This window comes from Streptomyces similanensis (assembly GCF_039543625.1).
In the GTDB taxonomy this organism is placed as follows: domain Bacteria; phylum Actinomycetota; class Actinomycetes; order Streptomycetales; family Streptomycetaceae; genus Streptomyces; species Streptomyces similanensis.
In genome coordinates this window covers 56,265-72,703 of sequence record NZ_BAABKC010000053.1, presented here as the reverse complement: position 1 = coordinate 72,703, position 16,439 = coordinate 56,265, and the positions used below count along the sequence as shown (strand labels likewise).

Annotated in this window: 14 protein-coding genes; 3 read left to right on the top strand and 11 right to left on the bottom strand. The window is 71.5% G+C overall.

Annotated elements, in window-relative coordinates; genetic code table 11:
• The first annotated feature begins 729 nt into the window (after positions 1 to 729).
• Entirely contained in the window at positions 730 to 1,875 is a 1,146-nt protein-coding gene (locus ABEB07_RS18965; protein ID WP_345669423.1) for a hypothetical protein, read from the top strand.
• 305 nt (positions 1,876 to 2,180) lie between these two features.
• Here ABEB07_RS18965 and ABEB07_RS18960 read toward each other — a convergent pair whose 3' ends face one another.
• Positions 2,181 to 3,377, bottom strand: coding sequence for an MBL fold metallo-hydrolase (locus tag ABEB07_RS18960; RefSeq protein WP_345669422.1), 1,197 nt, complete (start codon positions 3,375 to 3,377; stop codon positions 2,181 to 2,183).
• Between the two features lie 172 nt (positions 3,378 to 3,549).
• Between ABEB07_RS18960 and ABEB07_RS18955 the strand changes: the two genes are divergently transcribed.
• Positions 3,550 to 4,167: a TetR family transcriptional regulator C-terminal domain-containing protein gene (locus ABEB07_RS18955; RefSeq protein WP_345669420.1), complete on the top strand. Its 618-nt coding sequence runs from the start codon at positions 3,550 to 3,552 to the stop codon at positions 4,165 to 4,167.
• A gap of 74 nt (positions 4,168 to 4,241) precedes the next feature.
• Here ABEB07_RS18955 and ABEB07_RS18950 read toward each other — a convergent pair whose 3' ends face one another.
• The gene (locus tag ABEB07_RS18950) at positions 4,242 to 5,027 is read right to left on the bottom strand and encodes an SGNH/GDSL hydrolase family protein (protein ID WP_176152206.1); all 786 of its coding nucleotides are present in this window, start codon (positions 5,025 to 5,027) and stop codon (positions 4,242 to 4,244) included.
• Positions 5,028 to 5,297: 270 nt separating this feature from the next.
• Here ABEB07_RS18950 and ABEB07_RS18945 point away from each other — a divergent pair, with 270 nt between their 5' ends.
• Positions 5,298 to 6,095: a tyrosine-protein phosphatase gene (locus ABEB07_RS18945; RefSeq protein WP_345669418.1), complete on the top strand. Its 798-nt coding sequence runs from the start codon at positions 5,298 to 5,300 to the stop codon at positions 6,093 to 6,095.
• Positions 6,096 to 6,103: 8 nt separating this feature from the next.
• Here the strand turns inward: ABEB07_RS18945 and ABEB07_RS18940 are convergent, their stop codons facing one another.
• From ABEB07_RS18940 to ABEB07_RS18900, 9 genes are all read right to left on the bottom strand, one after another.
• A complete protein-coding gene (locus ABEB07_RS18940) occupies positions 6,104 to 6,226 on the bottom strand; it encodes a DUF6126 family protein (RefSeq protein WP_164587927.1) in 123 nt (40 codons plus the stop codon).
• The gene (locus ABEB07_RS18935; RefSeq protein ID WP_176151275.1) at positions 6,223 to 6,846 is read right to left on the bottom strand and encodes a helix-turn-helix domain-containing protein; all 624 of its coding nucleotides are present in this window, start codon (positions 6,844 to 6,846) and stop codon (positions 6,223 to 6,225) included. Before ABEB07_RS18935 ends, ABEB07_RS18940 begins: the two co-directional genes overlap by 4 nt.
• Before the next feature lie 74 nt (positions 6,847 to 6,920).
• Positions 6,921 to 8,303, bottom strand: coding sequence for an aspartate aminotransferase family protein (locus tag ABEB07_RS18930; protein WP_345669417.1), 1,383 nt, complete (start codon positions 8,301 to 8,303; stop codon positions 6,921 to 6,923).
• Positions 8,300 to 10,246, bottom strand: a complete 1,947-nt coding sequence (gene dxs, locus ABEB07_RS18925) for a 1-deoxy-D-xylulose-5-phosphate synthase (RefSeq protein ID WP_345669416.1) — start codon at positions 10,244 to 10,246, stop codon at positions 8,300 to 8,302. The genes ABEB07_RS18930 and dxs overlap by 4 nt, the downstream gene beginning before the upstream one ends.
• A gap of 30 nt (positions 10,247 to 10,276) precedes the next feature.
• On the bottom strand, positions 10,277 to 11,449 hold the full coding sequence (gene ispG, locus ABEB07_RS18920) for a flavodoxin-dependent (E)-4-hydroxy-3-methylbut-2-enyl-diphosphate synthase (protein WP_176151272.1): 1,173 nt from the start codon (positions 11,447 to 11,449) through the stop codon (positions 10,277 to 10,279).
• A 4-nt stretch (positions 11,450 to 11,453) separates the two neighbouring features.
• Positions 11,454 to 12,476 (bottom strand): adenosyl-hopene transferase HpnH, encoded by a 1,023-nt coding sequence (hpnH, locus tag ABEB07_RS18915; protein WP_164587922.1) that lies wholly within the window; start codon positions 12,474 to 12,476, stop codon positions 11,454 to 11,456.
• A gap of 5 nt (positions 12,477 to 12,481) precedes the next feature.
• Positions 12,482 to 13,171, bottom strand: a complete 690-nt coding sequence (locus ABEB07_RS18910; RefSeq protein ID WP_345669415.1) for a phosphorylase family protein — start codon at positions 13,169 to 13,171, stop codon at positions 12,482 to 12,484.
• Positions 13,171 to 15,195 carry a squalene--hopene cyclase gene (gene shc / locus ABEB07_RS18905; RefSeq protein WP_345669414.1) on the bottom strand — a complete coding sequence of 675 codons (2,025 nt, stop codon included), beginning with the start codon at positions 15,193 to 15,195 and terminating at the stop codon, positions 13,171 to 13,173. Before shc ends, ABEB07_RS18910 begins: the two co-directional genes overlap by 1 nt.
• A 116-nt stretch (positions 15,196 to 15,311) precedes the next feature.
• Positions 15,312 to 16,376: a polyprenyl synthetase family protein gene (locus ABEB07_RS18900; RefSeq protein ID WP_164582367.1), complete on the bottom strand. Its 1,065-nt coding sequence runs from the start codon at positions 16,374 to 16,376 to the stop codon at positions 15,312 to 15,314.
• Between the last annotated feature and the right edge of the window lie 63 nt (positions 16,377 to 16,439).

Genomic DNA, 16,439 nt, shown 5'->3' with positions numbered 1-16,439 from the left:
ATCTCCCGACCGTCCACATCAAAGTACCGAGCGCTCTGCTCCTGGCCTTCGTCGTTCCTGGTAACCACGCGGTAGACCGTGGCCATCGTCTGGTTCCTCTGCCGATGTTCCCCAGCCGCGCCTGCCGCCGGTTCTTCTGCTGATTGTCCAAGCCGCGCGTCCACCGGCCGGATTGCCTCAACGCTACCGGAGCGGACAACCTCGTAGTGGAGCTCTCCGCGATCGGTGGACGTTCCGTCTCGTGGCGCGGCCTACCGGTTGGGACTCGATCGGCGTTGCGAGGAACATGAGGAGACAGCGCCCTCCTCAGGCGTCTGCCGGACGTGCATGTCCAAGACCGCTGACGCGGATCCTCGCGTCGGCAACGGCACAAGGTGCTGTCCCACGGGCGCCTTCCGCTCACGGTGGCGGCCGTCGACCGCATCCAGGACGCGTGCGCGTTTCCCGGGTGCCATGTCCGAGAACACCTGGACCAGGACAGCCAGATCGCCCCCCGCCGGGCTCACCGCTCCCCCGCCCCCGCCGACGCGGCCCGACTCGCCCGTCGCCTTCAAGGCGGCACGCGGACACAGTCGCCCAGCGCGGCCGGAGCCTTGTCGCGAGCCAGAGTTCCCGCTTCCGTCTCCGCTAACGCTGGGGGCCGACTGCCGACCGGGGTGATAGAGAGATGCCGGTACGACGATCCTCACGGACTGAGTCTGACGGCCCTGAACCCGGAAAGCGGCGACGATGTTCTTCAATGGCCCTGCGCACGTGCGAACCAACGCCACGCACTTCCCGGTCCGCATCGGCGTCCCCGTCGAGCAGGATCTGCCAGTCTCGCCGCAGGACTTGGCGCGCGCGTTGTTCATCACGGGCAGAGCCCCGTACGACCAGGCCAAGCACGGGAGGTCGTCGGCGTACGAGTGGTGCCACAGGGTGGCGGTCCTGCCCGCCTATCTCAGCTGGAGCGATGATCCGGTCCGTCGCATCACACGTACCGACCTTGCCCGCGAACTCGACCCCTCCGAGAAGGGCGTGCTGTCCTACACCCTGGGGCAGGCCATGTGCCAGATTTTTGCCGAGAGGCAGTTGTCCGTCCGGTTCTTCATGCATGTCGCCCGCTACGCCTCTGCATACAATCTCGCCTACGTCTCCGGCCGGAGCCGGGCGGACTTCTTCGGAGAGCGGACCGTCGGCGGTTATGTCGTCGCGGAAGCCAAGGGCCGCTCCGGTCCGCTGACGAACAAGCTGCGCGAAGCCATGGAGGAGCAGAAGAGGACAGTCAAGACCATTAAGGGCCAAGTGCCGAAGATCGCGTACGCGAGCGCGGTGCACTTCTCCTCCCCCCATGGCCCCATGCGTCTGACGGCGATCGACCCAGACACGGCCGCCCCTTGCGCCGTAGACCTTCCCGTCGACCCGGACCGACATGTGCTGGCCTACTACGCGCCGTTCCTGGACGTCTTCGCCCATCAGGAACCACTCATTCTGGGCGACTACGTCGTGGCTGGCTTCCCGGCGCTCGGCGTGACACTCGGGGTCTTGGCGCCGGTGCTGCAGCGTGTGGAACGGGCGGCTCGACGTAACGAGACCGCGGGCCTTCGCGACGAGATCCTGGGCCTGCTCGCCCGCCACCGGCCTCACCAGGAGCGCATGCTCTACATCGACGGCACTCTTTTCGCGGCGGACTGGACGGTTCCTGAGGACCGGCGTCGCCCGGGCCGTCGGGACAGCGAGGTGCTACCCGACTTCCTGCACGAGGCGTTCCACAGCTTGACCGAGCAGGACGACTGGCGAGTAGCGCCCGTGGAGGAGGGAGACCTCCACTGGCGGGATCTGTCCCCTGCAAGGGGCTACATGCCGGGAATCTTCCCCCAAGGTGATCTTCTCTAGGGCTGAGATGCGGACGGCCGTCTGGCACCCTGCGGCCGCTGCAGATTCACCACCGTGGTGTGGACGACGCTGAGGGCCTGTCGGACGCTGTCGCGGTCCACGCGCTGTGTAGATCGGCTTATCCCCGTCGGTCCTCGGTCCGGCGAAACGAGTTTCGCCGGGCAACCCAACGTTGTGGTTTCACCAGGTCGATGCGGATGTCGACGATGGTGGCGTGCCCTGCCCGGGGTCAACGATCGAGCCTCCCCAGTTGCACCGAGGGCACCGCGAGTGGTGTCGGTTTCCCAGAGGAACACCGACCGGCGTCACCGCTCACCAGCGAGGTCGAGATCCTTCTTGCCCGTCCCGGCCGCCACACCCTCAGTGATCCGGGGGCGCCGCCAGGGGCGCGTGATCGGGCCGGACACCGCCCGCCACCACGGCTCCACCGGCAGCTTCCGCGCCGGTTCGAACGGCTCGCCCGGCCGCGGGAACGCCACCGCCTGGCCGGCCTCCTCGGCCTCGTACTTCGTCCACTCCCCCGGCTCCGCCCACGGGTGCGGGGCCAGGTTGAAGGTGCCCCAGTGGATCGGCAGCAGGACGCCGTGCGGTGTGCCGCCCTGGAGGTCGAGATGGGCGCGCATGCCTTCCTCGGGCGTCATGTGGATGTCGGGCCAGAACTCGGAGTACGCGCCGATCTGGATCATCGTGGCGTCGAACGGGCCGTGCGCGGCGCCTATGTCGGTGAAACCGTCGAAGTAGCCGGTGTCCCCGCTGTGGTAGACGCGGTGCTCCTCGCCCGCGACGACCCAGGACGCCCACAGGGTGTGCTGGGTGTTGCGCAGGCCGCGGCCGCAGAAGTGGCGGGCCGGGGTGGCGGTCAGGGTGAGGCCGCCGACCTCGGTGTCCTCGTGCCAGTCCAGCTCGCGCAGCCGGTCGGCGCCGACGCCCCAGCGTTCGAGGTGGGCGCCGACGCCCAGCGGTACGGCGAAGAGGGTGTCGGTGCCGGCCAGCGCCTTGATCGTGGGCATGTCCAGGTGGTCGTAGTGGTCGTGCGAGACGACGACCACGTCGACCGGGCCGAGCGCGGCCAGGGGCAGCGGCACCGGGTGCAGGCGGGCCGGGCCGGCGAACGGGAACGGGGAGCAGCGCGCGCCCCACACCGGGTCGAACAGCACCCGCCGGCCGTCGATCTCCGCGAGCACGCTGGAGTGGCCGAGCCAGGTCAGCCGCAGGCCGGTGGCCGCCGGCCGGGCCAGGTCGGCGTAGGTGGTGGGGTGCACCGGGACGGTGCCCGCGGGAGAGCGGCGGGGGCGCTGCTCCTTGTCGAAGTAGAGCTTGGCGAAGTCGAGCATCGAACCGGAGGGCCGCATGCGCGTGGGTCCTCCAGGGTTCTGGAAGACGCCGTCCTTGAAGTGGGGCGAGCGGCGGATGCGCGCCATGCGCGCTCCGTCGGGGTCCGCGCCGAAGGCCTCGGGCCGCAGTGCGCGCGGCCCGGAGCCGGGGAGACGGAAGCCGGACACGGTACCTCCAGTGGGATCGGTCAGGTTTTCCATTATGAAGGGAGCCTCCGGCAACCGGACGGCCCCTCCGGTTCGGTCCGCCGCACCCGGCTCCGGCGCCCCCCGTACGGGGTCTTCCGCACGGGGCGGCAATTCAGATTGCCTCACGGGTAACACCCGTTAGGGTGACGGCGTGGCGAGATTGCGGTTGAGCGTGGCGGAGCGGCGCGAGGAGTTGCTGCGGGCCGCCATCGGGCAGATCGAGGCCCGCGGTGTGGCGGCGCTGCGGATCGCCGACGTGGCCTCGGTGCTCGGGGTGAGCAACGCGCTGGTCCTCTACCACTTCTCCACCAAGGAGAAGCTGGTCGCCGCCGCGTTCGCGCACGCGGCCGAGGACGACCTCGCGCGGCTGCGCAAGCTGCTCGCCCGGCGGACGACGGCGCTGCGCCGGCTGCGGGCCGCCGTGCGCTGGTACGCGCCCACCGGCACCGCCAAGGGCTGGCGGCTGTGGATCGAGGGCTGGGCGGCGGCGCTGCGCGAGCCCGCGCTGCGCGAGGTCGCCCGGGATCTCGACCGGGAGTGGAAGGCGGCCCTCACCGAGGTCCTGGCCGAGGGGGTGGCGGCGGGCGAGTTCCGCTGCCCGGACCCGGCCGGCGCCGCCCTGCGGCTGACCGCCCTGCTGGACGGGCTCGCCGTCCAGCTGACCTCGTACGGCGGCACGGTCGCCCGGGCCCGCGCCCAGGAGTGGGTGGACGACGCACTGCTGCGCGAACTGCACCTGGGACGCGAGGCGTTGACCGCGGCGCGGTGACGACGGCGGGCCGGGGGGCGCGGGACCGGCCGTCCCGGTCCCGCGCCCCCCGGCCCGCCGTAGCTGACACCGCGTCAGGCAACCGCTCGGATACGTGACTTGATGTCGTCCGGCGACAGCGCGCCCTTCGCCGTCACATGGTCGCCCGAGGACTCGCCGCGCAGCCGGCGCCCGATCCACGGCACCAGGAACTCGCGCGCCCAGTGGACGTCGTCGCGGCGCACCTCCAGGGTGCCGCGGGGCGGCAGCGGCGGCCAGGACTGCTCCGGGTCGGCCGGTATCTCCAGCCCGAGGGCCTGTCCGGCGCGCAGCGCGACCCGGGTGTGCCCTTCGGGCGACAGGTGCAGGCGGTCGTGGTCCCAGGCGCGCCGGTCCTGGACGGCGCGCAGCGACCACAGGTCGAGCACCGGGCAGCCGTAGCGGTCGGCGACGGCCCGCACATGTCCGTTGTAGGTCGCGATCTTGCCGCGCAGGTGCTTGAGCAGGGGCACCCCGCGGGTGTCGAAGCCGGTGGTCACCATGACGGTGCCGGACACCGCGGTGAGCTGGGCCACCGCCCGCTCGAACCGCTCGGCCACGTCGTCCGGGTCGGTGCCGGGCCGGATGATGTCGTTGCCGCCCGCGCAGAAGGTGACCAGGTCGGGGGCGAGCTCCACGGCCCGCGGCACCTGGTCCGCCACGATCTGGTCGAGCAGTTTCCCCCGTACGGCCAGGTTGGTGTACCGGAAGTCGCCCTCGGGGCGCCGGTCCGCGAGCAGTACGGCGAACCGGTCGGCCCAGCCGACGAAGGCCCCGTCGGGGCCGGGGTCGCCGACGCCCTCGGTGAAGCTGTCCCCCACCGCCACGTACGACCCGATCACTGCGCTGCTGTCACTCTTCGAATCGTCTGCCACGTCGGACCATGATTCACCTTCGAGTGTGACTTACGCGACCGTAGGCAGGGGTTGACGCTCGGTGAGATAAGCCACTCCGATTTCCTGGATCATCCGGGAATACGCCCCTCTCCCGGTGGCGACTGTGCAGGTGGGGCCGCTGGTCGCGGACGCCTCGTTGCCCCAGGAATCCATGTCGTATCGTCGTAACGCGCCCGCCGACGAGCCGTGGAGCGGGGCCGAAAGCGAGGAGTCCCCGTGACGCAGCAGGTCCCGTCGACCGAGCCGGAGCTGGCCGGAGTGCGCAACTTCCGCGATGTGGGCGGGCTGCCCACCGTGGACGGACGGCGGGTGCGGCACGGAGTGCTGTTCCGCAGCGGCCACCTCGCGCACGCCACCGCCGAGGACGCGGTCTTCCTCGCCTCGCTGGGACTGCACACCATCTTCGACTTCCGCAACGCGGCCGACCGCAGGCTGGAGGGCCCGGACGTCGAGCTGCCCGGTGTGCGCAACGTCAACCTGCCGCTGAGCGACCCGGCGGACGGCGCGGAGTTCTGGAAGATGGTCCGCGACGGCGACCTGGACCAGTTGCGGGCGATCCTGGCCGACGGCAAGGGCGCGGACCGGATGATCGCCTCGTACCGCACCATCGTCAAGGAGCGCACCGGCGAGCACGCGCGGGTGCTGCACGCCCTCGCCGAGGACAGCGTCCCAGCGCTGATGCACTGCGCCGCGGGCAAGGACCGCGCGGGGCTGTCGATCGCGGTGACCCTGCTCGCGCTCGGCGTGGAGCGGGACGCGATCGTCGCGGACTACCTGGAGTCCAACGCCAAGCACCGCCGCTACAAGGTGCGCCGCAGCGGCGCCTCGGCCTCGGCGTACTCCCCCGAGGTCATGGAGCTGCTCAGCCCGCTGTTCGACGCGCGCGCCGAGTACCTGACGGCCGCCCTGGAGACCGTGGAGGAGACCTGGGGCGGTGTGGACGCCTATCTGGAGCAAGGTCTCGGGCTCGCCCCGGCGACCCGCGAGCGGCTGCGCGCACGCCTGCTGGACTGACCGGCCGGCTACTGCTTCGCGCCGACCTCGAACAACAGCCAGATGAACGCGGCGAAGACGTGTCCGACGGCGATGTAGATGATCAGCCGGACCCACAGCGCGCGCGGGAACTTCTCTTCCATGTCGGTCATGGCATGTCTCCGGTGAGGGGGCCCAGGCACAGCGCGGCCGTGGGACTCTGCAACAGGGTGTGGACGAAAAGCAGTTCGAGCCCGTCCGGGTCCTCGGCGGCGATCCGGTGCGGGGTCAGCGAGTCGAAGTGCGCGCTGTCCCCGGGCGCGAGCAGGTAGGCGGTGTCCCCCAGGCGCAGCCGCAGCCGCCCCCTGAGGACGTACAGCCACTCCTCGCCGGGGTGGACGCGGACGATGTCGCCCTGGGAGCCGTACGGGACGCGGACCCGCAGGGACTGCATCCCGCGGCCGGAAGCGCCGGCCTGCCAGTACGTCCAGCCGCCGGCCCGGGTGGGTTCCATGTCCCCGGCGCGCACGATCGCGTCCCGGTCGGCGACCGTCTCGCCGAGCAGTTCGGAGACCGTCGTACCGTAGATGCGGGCGAGCGCGAGCAGCATCGGCAGCGAGGGCTGGCGCTGCCCGGTCTCCAGCCGGGAGAGGTGGGCGGGCGAGAGCCCCGCGGCGCGGGCCGCGGCCTCCAGGGTGAGGGAGGCGCGACGGCGCAGCGCGCGCAGCTGGGGCGCGACGGCGGGCAGGGTGTCGGCCGGCCGCGCCGGGGGCTCGGACTCGGAGGAGCTCATGCCTCCATTCAGCCGCATCTTTGCCTCTGCGGCAATTTTCTTGCCTCAGAGGCAAAAGCGCCGGAGGGGTCCGCTCAGCGGTTGGCGACCGCCTGCTTGACCAGGGTCTTCCCGAAGTCCCACATCAGTCCGCCGTTGTGCGCGTCGTCCATCACGGCGGTGAAGGCGTCCACGAACCGGTCCACCTCGCGCTCGCCGACGACCAGCGGCGGGATCAGCTTGATCACCTCCAGGTGGTCGCCGGAGACCTGGGTGAGGATGCGGTGGCGCTGGAGCAGCGGGACGACCACCATCTGCGCGAACAGGCCCTTGCGGGCCGCCTGGAGCATGGTCCACCGGCCGCGCAGCTTCAGCGACGTGGGCCGGCCGAACTCGATGCCGATCATCAGGCCCCGGCCGCGCACGTCGGCGAGCAGTTCGTACTTGTCCGTCAGCCGGGCCAGCCGGGACTTCAGCAGGTCGCCGGTGGCGCGGGCGTTGGCGACGATCTGCTCGTTCTCCATGACCGAGAGCACGGCCAGGCCCGCGGCCATCGCCTGGGCGTTGGCCCCGAAGCTCGCCGAGTGCACCAGCACCCGGTCGAGGGAGGAGTAGACCTTCTTGAAGATCCAGTCCTTGCCGAGGGTGGCGCCGACCGGCACATAGCCGCCGGACAGGGCCTTGGCGACGCACACCAGGTCCGGTTCGACGCCGGCCTCGTGCTGGTAGGCGTAGAAGTCGCCGGTGCGGCCGAGTCCGGTCTGCACCTCATCGGCGATGAGCAGCGCCTTGTGCCGGTGCAGCAGCTCCTGGGCGGCGCGCAGATAGCCGGGCGGGCTCTCGTGCACGCCCTTGCCCTGGATCGGCTCGACGATCAGGGCGGCCACGTCGCCCTTCTTCAGCTCGCGGGCGAGCGCGTCGAGGTCGCCGAGCGGCACGGCGGTGTCGGGCAGCAGCGGGCCGAAGCCGTCCCGGAAGCCCTCCTCGCCGTTGACGGAGAGCGAGCCGGCGGTCAGGCCGTGGAAGGAGTGCTCGCAGTACAGGACGCGCCGCCGGCCGGTGGCGCGGCGGGCGAACTTCAGCGCGGTCTCCACCGCCTCGGTGCCGCTGTTGCCGAAGAACACCCGGTCCAGGTGCGGGCTGTGCGCGAGCAGCCGCTCCGCCAGCAGGCCGGGCAGCGGCTGGCAGTCGAACCGGGTCAGGTCGGCGAGCTGGGCGTCCAGGACGTCGTGCAGCGCCTTGCGGACGACCGGGTGGTGGCGGCCCAGGCCCATCACCCCGAACCCGGCGAGCATGTCCAGGTAGTCGTCGCCCTCGGCGTCCCAGAAGTACGCGCCCTCGGCCCGCTCGTAGACCTTGTCGAAGCCGATGGTGTGCAGCATGCGCGGCAGTTGGTGGTTGAGGTGCCGGGTGTGCAGCTCGTAGCGCTCGGCTCCGCGCTCGGCCAGCAGGGCGCCGAGGTCGAACTCCGTGGTCATTCAGTCGTCTCCTTGACTGGCATGGGGGTCCCGGCCGCGCCGGCGGGCCGCTGGGCCGGTACGTCCGCGGTGCGCTCCCGGGCGGCGAGGCTCGCGCCGACGCGGCCGGCGATCTCGACCGGCGTCAGACCGATGTCGGCGAGCACCTCGGCGCGCTTGGCGTGCGCGAGGAACTGCTCCGGGACGCCGAACCGCCGTACCGGGACGTCCACTTCGGCGTCTTCCAGGGCCAGGGAGACGGCGGAGCCGACGCCGGCCGCCCGGCTGTTGTCCTCCACCACGGCCACCAGCCGGTGCGCGGCGGCCAGGTCCGGCAGGGCGGGGTCGACGGGTTTGACCCAGCGCGGGTCGACGACCGTGCAGCCGATGCCGCGCGCCTCCAGCAGTTCGGCGGCCCGGAGGCACACCGGCGCCATCACGCCGACGGCGACGAACAGCACCTCGGGCCGCCGCGCCCGGTGCAGGACGTCCATGCCGCCCACCCGGTCGACGGCCTCGATCTCCGGCCCGACGGACTCCTTGGGGAAGCGGATCAGGGTGGGCGCGTCGTCCACGGCGACGGCCTCGCGCAGCTGGGCGCGCAGTTGGGCGGCGTCGCGCGGCGCGGCGATCCTGAGGCCGGGGACGACCTGGAGGACGGACAGGTCCCACATGCCGTTGTGGGAGGCGCCGTCGACGCCGGTCACCCCCGCCCGGTCCAGCACGAAGGTGACGCCGCACCGGTGCAGGGCCACGTCCATGAGCAGTTGGTCGAAGGCGCGGTTGAGGAAGGTGGCGTAGACGGCGACGACGGGGTGCAGTCCGCCGGTGGCGAGGCCGGCCGCGGAGACGGCCGCGTGCTGCTCGGCGATGCCGACGTCCCACACCCGGTCCGGGAAGCGCTCGGCGAACTCCCCGAGGCCCACCGGACGCAGCATGGCCGCGGTGATCGCCACCACGTCCTCGCGCTCCTCGCCGATGCGCGCCATCTCCTCGCCGAACACGGAGGTCCACGACGGGCCGCCGGAGGGGGCGAGCGGGGCGCAGGTGAGCGGGTCCATCGCGCCGACGGTGTGGAAGTGGTCCTCCTCGTTCGCGAGGGCCGGTTCGTAGCCGCGGCCCTTCTCGGTGAGGCAGTGCACGAGGACCGGGCCGTGGAAGCGTTGGGCGCGGCGCAGCGCCGACTCCAGGGCGCGCGGGTCGTGCCCGTCGATCGGGCCGAGGTACTTCAGTCCCAGGTCCTCGAACATGCCCTGGGGGGCGAAGGCGTCCTTGAAGCCCTTCTTCGCTCCGTGCAGCGACTCGTAGAGGGTGCCGCCGACGACGGGGGTGCGCCGCAGCACCTCCTTGCCACAGGCGAGGAACTTTTCGTAGCCGTCGGTGGTGCGCAGGGTGGCCAGGTGGTTGGCGAGGCCGCCGATGGTGGGCGCGTAGGAGCGCTCGTTGTCGTTGACGACGATGATCAGGGGGCGGTCGCGGGCGGCCGCGATGTTGTTCAGGGCCTCCCAGGCCATGCCGCCGGTCAGCGCGCCGTCGCCGATGACGGCGACCACGTGTCCGCTCCCGCCGCGTACGTCGCGTGCCTTGGCGAGGCCGTCGGCCCAGCCCAGCGCGGTGGAGGCGTGGCTGTTCTCGATGACGTCGTGCTCGGACTCCTCGCGCGAGGGGTAGCCGGACAGGCCGCCCTTGCCGCGCAGCTTCGAGAAGTCCTGACGGCCCGTCAAGAGCTTGTGCACGTAGCTCTGGTGGCCGGTGTCCCACAGGATCCGGTCGGTGGGCGAATCGAAGACCCGGTGCAGTGCGACGGTGAGTTCCACCACCCCCAGGTTGGGCCCCAGGTGACCGCCGGTCCTGGCGACCGCCCGCACCAGGAAGTCACGTATCTCCTCGGACAGTTCGCCGAGTTCCGCCTCGGACAGCGCCTTCAGGTCGCGTGGTCCCCGGATGCTTTCCAGAATGGTCACACTGGGCCCCCTCTCGGTCCGTGCCGTACGTCAACTCACCGTCACCGTCGGTGTTCCGGTGGCGGAGGCGTCCGCCGTGACGCCGTCTTCCTCCAGTCGCTCGGCCAGCTTCATGGCCTCCTCGATCAGGGTCTCCACGATCTTCGACTCCGGCACGGTCTTGATGACCTCGCCCTTGACGAAGATCTGCCCCTTGCCGTTGCCGGACGCCACACCCAGGTCCGCCTCGCGCGCCTCGCCGGGACCGTTGACGACACAGCCCATCACCGCGACCCGCAGCGGCACCTCCATGCCCGTCAGACCCGCCGTGACCTCCTCGGCCAGCTTGTACACATCCACCTGCGCGCGCCCGCACGACGGACACGACACGATCTCCAGGCCCCGCTGACGCAGGTTCAGCGACTCCAGGATCTGGATGCCGACCTTGACCTCCTCGGCCGGCGGCGCCGACAGCGACACCCGGATGGTGTCGCCGATGCCCTGCGAGAGCAGCGCGCCGAACGCCACCGCCGACTTGATCGTCCCCTGGAAGGCCGGACCCGCCTCCGTCACACCCAGGTGGAGCGGGTAATCGGACTGCTCGGCCAGCTGCCGGTACGCCTCGATCATCACGACCGGGTCATTGTGCTTCACCGAGATCTTGATGTCCCGGAAGCCGTGCTCCTCGAACAGAGACGCCTCCCACAGCGCCGACTCCACCAGCGCCTCCGGCGTCGCCCTGCCGTACTTCTGGAGCAGCCTGCGGTCCAGCGAGCCCGCGTTCACCCCGATCCGGATCGGCGTGCCGTGGTCCTTGGCCGCCTTCGCGATCTCCCGGACCTGGTCGTCGAACTTCTTGATGTTGCCCGGATTCACCCGCACCGCCGCACACCCCGCCTCGATCGCGGCGAACACGTACTTCGGCTGGAAGTGGATGTCCGCGATCACCGGGATCTGCGACTTGCGCGCGATCGTCGCCAGCGCGTCCGCGTCGTCCTGCGTCGGACACGCCACCCGCACGATCTGGCAGCCCGACGCGGTCAGCTCCGCGATCTGCTGCAACGTCGCACCGATGTCCGACGTACGCGTCGTCGTCATCGACTGCACCGACACCGGCGCCCCGCCCCCGACCGCCACCGGCCCGACGTGGATCTGCCGCGACACGCGCCGCGCGGCGATCGGCCGGGCCGGTACCTCGGGGACACCCAGGGAAACGGCGGTCACGGCCTCAGTCCCTGTTCCCCGAGACGGTCTCGCGCATGGCGCGCAGGGACTCCTTGAGCGACCCCATGGTGGCCAGCACGGCGGTGGGCTCGTAGCCGCAGTGCGCCATGCAGTTGGCGCAGCGCGGGTCCTTGCCGCGGCCGTACTTGTCCCAGTCGGTCTTCTCGATGAGCTCGCGGTAGGTGGGCACGTAGCCGTCGCTCATCAGGTAGCAGGGGCGCTGCCAGCCGAAGAGGGAGTAGTTCGGGATCGCCCACGCGGTGCACGGGAAGTCGACCTTGCCCTCCAGGAAGTCCAGGAAGAGCGGGGAGTGGTTGAGCCGCCACTTGCGCCGGTTGCCGCCCGAGAACGCCTTCTTGAACAGCTCGCGGGTCTGCTCCACGCCGAGGAAGTGCTCCTGGTCGGGCGCCTTCTCGTAGGCGTAGGCGGGCGAGATCATCATCTCGTCCACCTGGAGGTCGTCGTTGAGGAAGTTGAGGACCTCGACGATGGTCTGCGGGGTGTCGGTGTTGAAGAAGGTGGAGTTGGTGGTCACCCGGAAGCCGCGCCGCTTGGCCTCCTTGATGGCCGCCACGGCCTCGTCGAACACGCCTTCCTTGGCCACCGACTCGTCGTGCCGCTCGCGCAGCCCGTCGATGTGCACGGCGAAGGCGAAGTACGGCGAGGGGGTGAACTTGTCCATCTTCTTGCGCAGCAGCATCGCGTTGGTGCACAGGAAGACGTATTTCCGCTTGGCCACCAACTGGCGCACGATCTCGTCGATCTGAGGGTGCATCAGCGGCTCACCGCCGGCGATGGACACCATCGGCGCGCCCGACTCCAGCACCGCGCCCACCGCCTGGGCGACCGGCATGCGCTGCTTGAGCACCCCGGCCGGGTGCTGGATCTTTCCGCACCCCTCGCACTTCAGGTTGCAGGCGAACAGCGGCTCCAGCTCCACGATGAGCGGGAACTTGTCCCGCTTGCGGAGCTTCTGTTCGGCCAGATATGTAGCGACCTTGATGGACTGGCGCAGTGGCATGGCCATCTGGCTCACCTCCTGGGGAGTAGCACATTGCGGTGCCATTCGAAAAAAGTCGGCAGTACGGATCGCAGAACACGGAAGGCTGATATTCCACCGCGCACGGTGCCGATCCGGACGAGTTCGTGTTCCGGGGCGTCCACGACCACCCGGACGGCCGCAACCGGGCGCACGCCCGCGGCCACGGCGCTCAGCAGGGTGGCGGCCGACTCCATGTCGACCGCGATCGCGCCGGTGGCGCGCAGGTCGGACCGCTCCGGGCCGCGGACGACGTGGTCGGAGCCGGTGAGCGGGCCGGTGTGGACGGTTCGGCCGGGCAGCGCGCGGGTGAGTTCCTTGACGAGCAGTTCGGCGCCCACGCAGGCGACGGTGCCGCGGGCGTCGCGGGTCTCCTCGGCGACGACCAGGTCGCCGGGGTGCATGCCGGGGGCGAGTCCGGCGCAGAAGCCGGTGGCCAGCACCGCCGCCCCGGCCAGCTCCGGGCCGGCCAGGGCCCGGGTGACGGAGCGCTCCGCCGCCCGGGGTCCCATGCCGGTGCGCAGGACGGTGACGGGCCCGCCGCCCCACTGGTCCGCTCCGGCGCCGGGGCGGGGCGCGCCGCGCGGGCGCCGCGCGCCCCGCTCGCCCAGGCGCAGGGCGAAGTGCTCGATGCCGAGCGCGCAGGCGACCAGCAGCGGGGGCGGGGCGGGCCGGGTCGCCATCAGCTGCCCTTGGCCTCGGCGAGGGGCCGGCCGGCGGGCGCCTCGGCGGCGAACGGGTCGCCGTGGAGGTACCGGCCGAGCGCGGTCAGCGGGAACACCTGCCGGTACAGGTGGTAGTTGATGGAGAAGTCCCAGGGGAAACCGGTGCCGGTGAAGTACGGCTCGTCCCAGGAGCCGTCCTCCCGCTGGGTGTCCGCCAGCCACCGCACGCCGCGCTCGACGGCCCCGGAGTCCTTCTCGCCGGCCGCCAGCAGCGCCATCAGCGCCCACGCCGTCTGCGAGGCGGTGGAGGCGCCCTTGCCGCTCCACTTCTTGGTGTCCCGGTAGGAGCGCAGGTCCTCGCCCCAGCCGCCGTCGTCGTTCTGCACCCGCTCCAGCCAGGCCACCGCGCGGCGGATCGCCGGGTGCGAGGCGGGCAGGCCCGCGGCGGTCAGCGCGGGGACGACGGAGCCGGTGCCGTAGATGTAGTTGACGCCCCAGCGGCCGAACCACGAGCCGTCCGGCTCCTGTTCCGCCAGCAGCCACTGGATGCCGCGCCGGGTGCGCGGGTCGTGGGCCAGGCCCTCGACGGCCAGCATCTCCACGACGTGCGCGGTAACGTCGGCGGACGGCGGGTCGATGACCTCGCCGAAGTCGCAGAACGGCAGCCGGTTGGGGAAGGGGCTGGTGTTGTCGACGTCGAAGGCGCCCCAGGCGCCGTTCTTCGACTGCATGCCGAGGTTCCAGCGCACCCCGCGCCCGATCGCCTTGTCCAGCCGCTCCGGGTCGTGGTGGCGGACCCGGCGCAGCGCGAGCGCCACCTCGGCGGTGTCGTCGATGTCGGGGTAGTTGTCGTTGTGGAACTCGAACGCCCAGCCGCCCGGCGGCAGTCCGGGCCGGCGCACCGACCAGTCGCCGGGCCGCACGATCTCCTCGCCCAGCATCCAGTCGGCGGCCTTCACCAACTGCGGGTGGTCGGCGGGCAGTCCGGCGTCGGCGAGGGCGATGGTGGCCAGGCAGGTGTCCCAGACGGGCGACTGGCACGCCTCGATCATCCGGGCGCCGTCCTCGCGCCACACGGCGAACCGGTCCAGTGACTTCAGGCCCGCGCGCATCACCGGGTGCTGGAGGTCGTAGCCCATCAGGTGCAGCGCGATGATCGAGTACACGGCAGGCGGCTGGATGCCGCCCCAGCAGCCGTCGTTCTCCTGCCGTTCGATGATCCAGCGGGCGGCGGTGTTCATCGCCGAGCGGCGCAGCCGCCTGGGCGCCACCTTGCGGAACGCGTGCAGGGCCTTGTCCAGGCGCTGGAAGGCGCCGTCCCAACTGGCCGCCCGGGCCGTCGGCTTGACCGGGTTGGGCCGGGCCGGGTCGGTGTGCAGCTCGTCCAGCGGAAACGGCGCCGGGCGCACCGGGCGCTTGGCGGAGACGATGGTGAGCGGCACGATGGTCTGCCGCGCCCAGCAGCCGAAGTCATAGATGTTGAGCGGGAACCAGGTGGGGAAGTAGATCAGCTCGGGCGGGAGTTCGGGCAGGTCCTCCCACTTCCACCAGCCGAACAGGGCGAGCCAGATCCGGGTGAAGACGCGGGCCGCGGCGATGCCGCCCCGCGCGCGGACCCAGGCGGCGGCCTTCGCCATGTGCGGGGCGTCGGGCGCGTCGCCGGCCAGCCGGAGCGCCACGTAGGCCTCGATGGTGGCGGACAGGTCGCCGGGGCCGCCGTAGAAGGTGGCCCAGGTGCCGTCCTCGCGCTGCTCGCCGCGGATGAAGAGCGCGGCGGCGCGGGTGGTCGCCTCGTCCTGGATGCCCAGGAACTGGCGCAGGAGCAGGTCTTCGGCGTCCATCGTGACGTTGGTCTCGAGGTCGCCCTTCCACCAGCCCTCGGCGTCCTGTTTGCTCAGCAGGAAGTCGGTGGCACGCCTGGCGGCGTGTTCCGCGGCTTGGTGTACCCCGGCCGCGACGGGGGTGGTGAGTACGGGTTCGCTGGCCGCGGCAGCGCGGGTCGGCAGTGTCGCCCCGGTGCTTCCGTCGGTCGTCGCTGTCATGGCTTCCCCTTCGTGCAGTCGTGCGAGTCGTGCTGCTGTGGGTCCGCCGTCGGCCGGTGCTCGAGAACTTGCCGCACCGGCCGGCGACTAAGCGAGGGTGGTTCGACCGATAGTGATCATCTCTTTCGTACGACGACGAAGTCGGCGAGCGCCGCGAAGGCGGACCGCACCTGGTCGGGCATGTCCACGGCGTCGAGGGCTTCGATGGCGATGGTGTGCTGACGGCGCGCCTCCCGGGCCGTCCACTCGCGGCCGCCGGCCTCCTCGATGAGGGCGGCGCGGGCCGCGAACTCCTCCTCGGAGAAGTTCTCGAAGTCGCTGCTCTTGGCGTCGGCGGCGAGGATCTCGCCGAGCCGTTCGGAGGCGTCGCCGCCCGCCGCGAGCGCGGCCACGACCGGCAGGGACTTCTTGCGCTGGCGCAGGTCGCTCCAGGTCTGCTTGCCGGTGGCGTCCGGGTCGCCCCAGATGCCGAGGAGGTCGTCGACGGCCTGGAAGGCCAGGCCGAGGTGGTAGCCGTACTTCTCCAGGGTGTCGGCGGTGCGGTCGTCGGCGCCGCCGAGCACGGCGCCGATGGAGCAGGCGCAGGCGAGCAGGGCGCCGGTCTTGTTGCCCTCCATCTCCAGGCACTCCTCGACGCTGACCCGGTCGCGGTGCTCGTAGGAGATGTCCTGCGCCTGGCCGTCGATCAGGGCGCGGGTGGCGGTGGTGAGGCGGCGGGCGGCGCGGCCGGCCTCGACCGTGCCGATTTCCAGCAGGACTTCGTTGGCCAGCGCGAACAGGGCGTCGCCGACCAGGATGGCCTGGGCCGGGCCGTGCACCTTCCAGACGGTGTCGCGGTGCCGGCGCTGCTCGTCGCCGTCCATCAGGTCGTCGTGCAGCAGGGAGAAGTTGTGCACGAGTTCCACGGCGACCGCGCCGGGCACGCCGGCCTCGGGCGCGGCGCCGGCGGCCTGGGCGGAGAGCACGGCCAGGGCGGGGCGCACGGCCTTGCCGCCGTCCCCGTGCGCCGGATTGCCCGCGGCGTCGATCCAGCCGAAGTGGTAGGCGGCGACGGTGTCCATCGGCGGGGCCAGGCGGTCGACGGCCGCCTTGAGGACCGGGGTGGCCAGGGTCCGGCCGCGGTCCAGCAGCGCGGTCACGTCCACCGCGGTCCTCCGGTCGGCCGTCGGGGCCGGGGGCACAGTGGGCACAGTCTCTCCTCTTGTCGCGGTGCCGGTGGTGCGGGGCTCCGCCGGCTGCCGTCT

What these genes read in the sequence shown, in the direction of transcription:
- ABEB07_RS18965 (WP_345669423.1), top strand. Translation starts at nt 730, where the DNA reads ATGTTCTTCAATGGCCCTGCGCACGTGCGAACCAACGCCACGCACTTC.
- ABEB07_RS18940 (WP_164587927.1), bottom strand. Translation starts at nt 6,226, where the DNA reads ATGACCGACATGGAAGAGAAGTTCCCGCGCGCGCTGTGGGTCCGGCTG.
- ABEB07_RS18935 (WP_176151275.1), bottom strand. Translation starts at nt 6,846, where the DNA reads ATGAGCTCCTCCGAGTCCGAGCCCCCGGCGCGGCCGGCCGACACCCTG.
- ABEB07_RS18930 (WP_345669417.1), bottom strand. Translation starts at nt 8,303, where the DNA reads ATGACCACGGAGTTCGACCTCGGCGCCCTGCTGGCCGAGCGCGGAGCC.
- hpnH (WP_164587922.1), bottom strand. Translation starts at nt 12,476, where the DNA reads ATGGCCATGCCACTGCGCCAGTCCATCAAGGTCGCTACATATCTGGCC.
- ABEB07_RS18910 (WP_345669415.1), bottom strand. Translation starts at nt 13,171, where the DNA reads ATGGCGACCCGGCCCGCCCCGCCCCCGCTGCTGGTCGCCTGCGCGCTC.
- shc (WP_345669414.1), bottom strand. Translation starts at nt 15,195, where the DNA reads ATGACAGCGACGACCGACGGAAGCACCGGGGCGACACTGCCGACCCGC.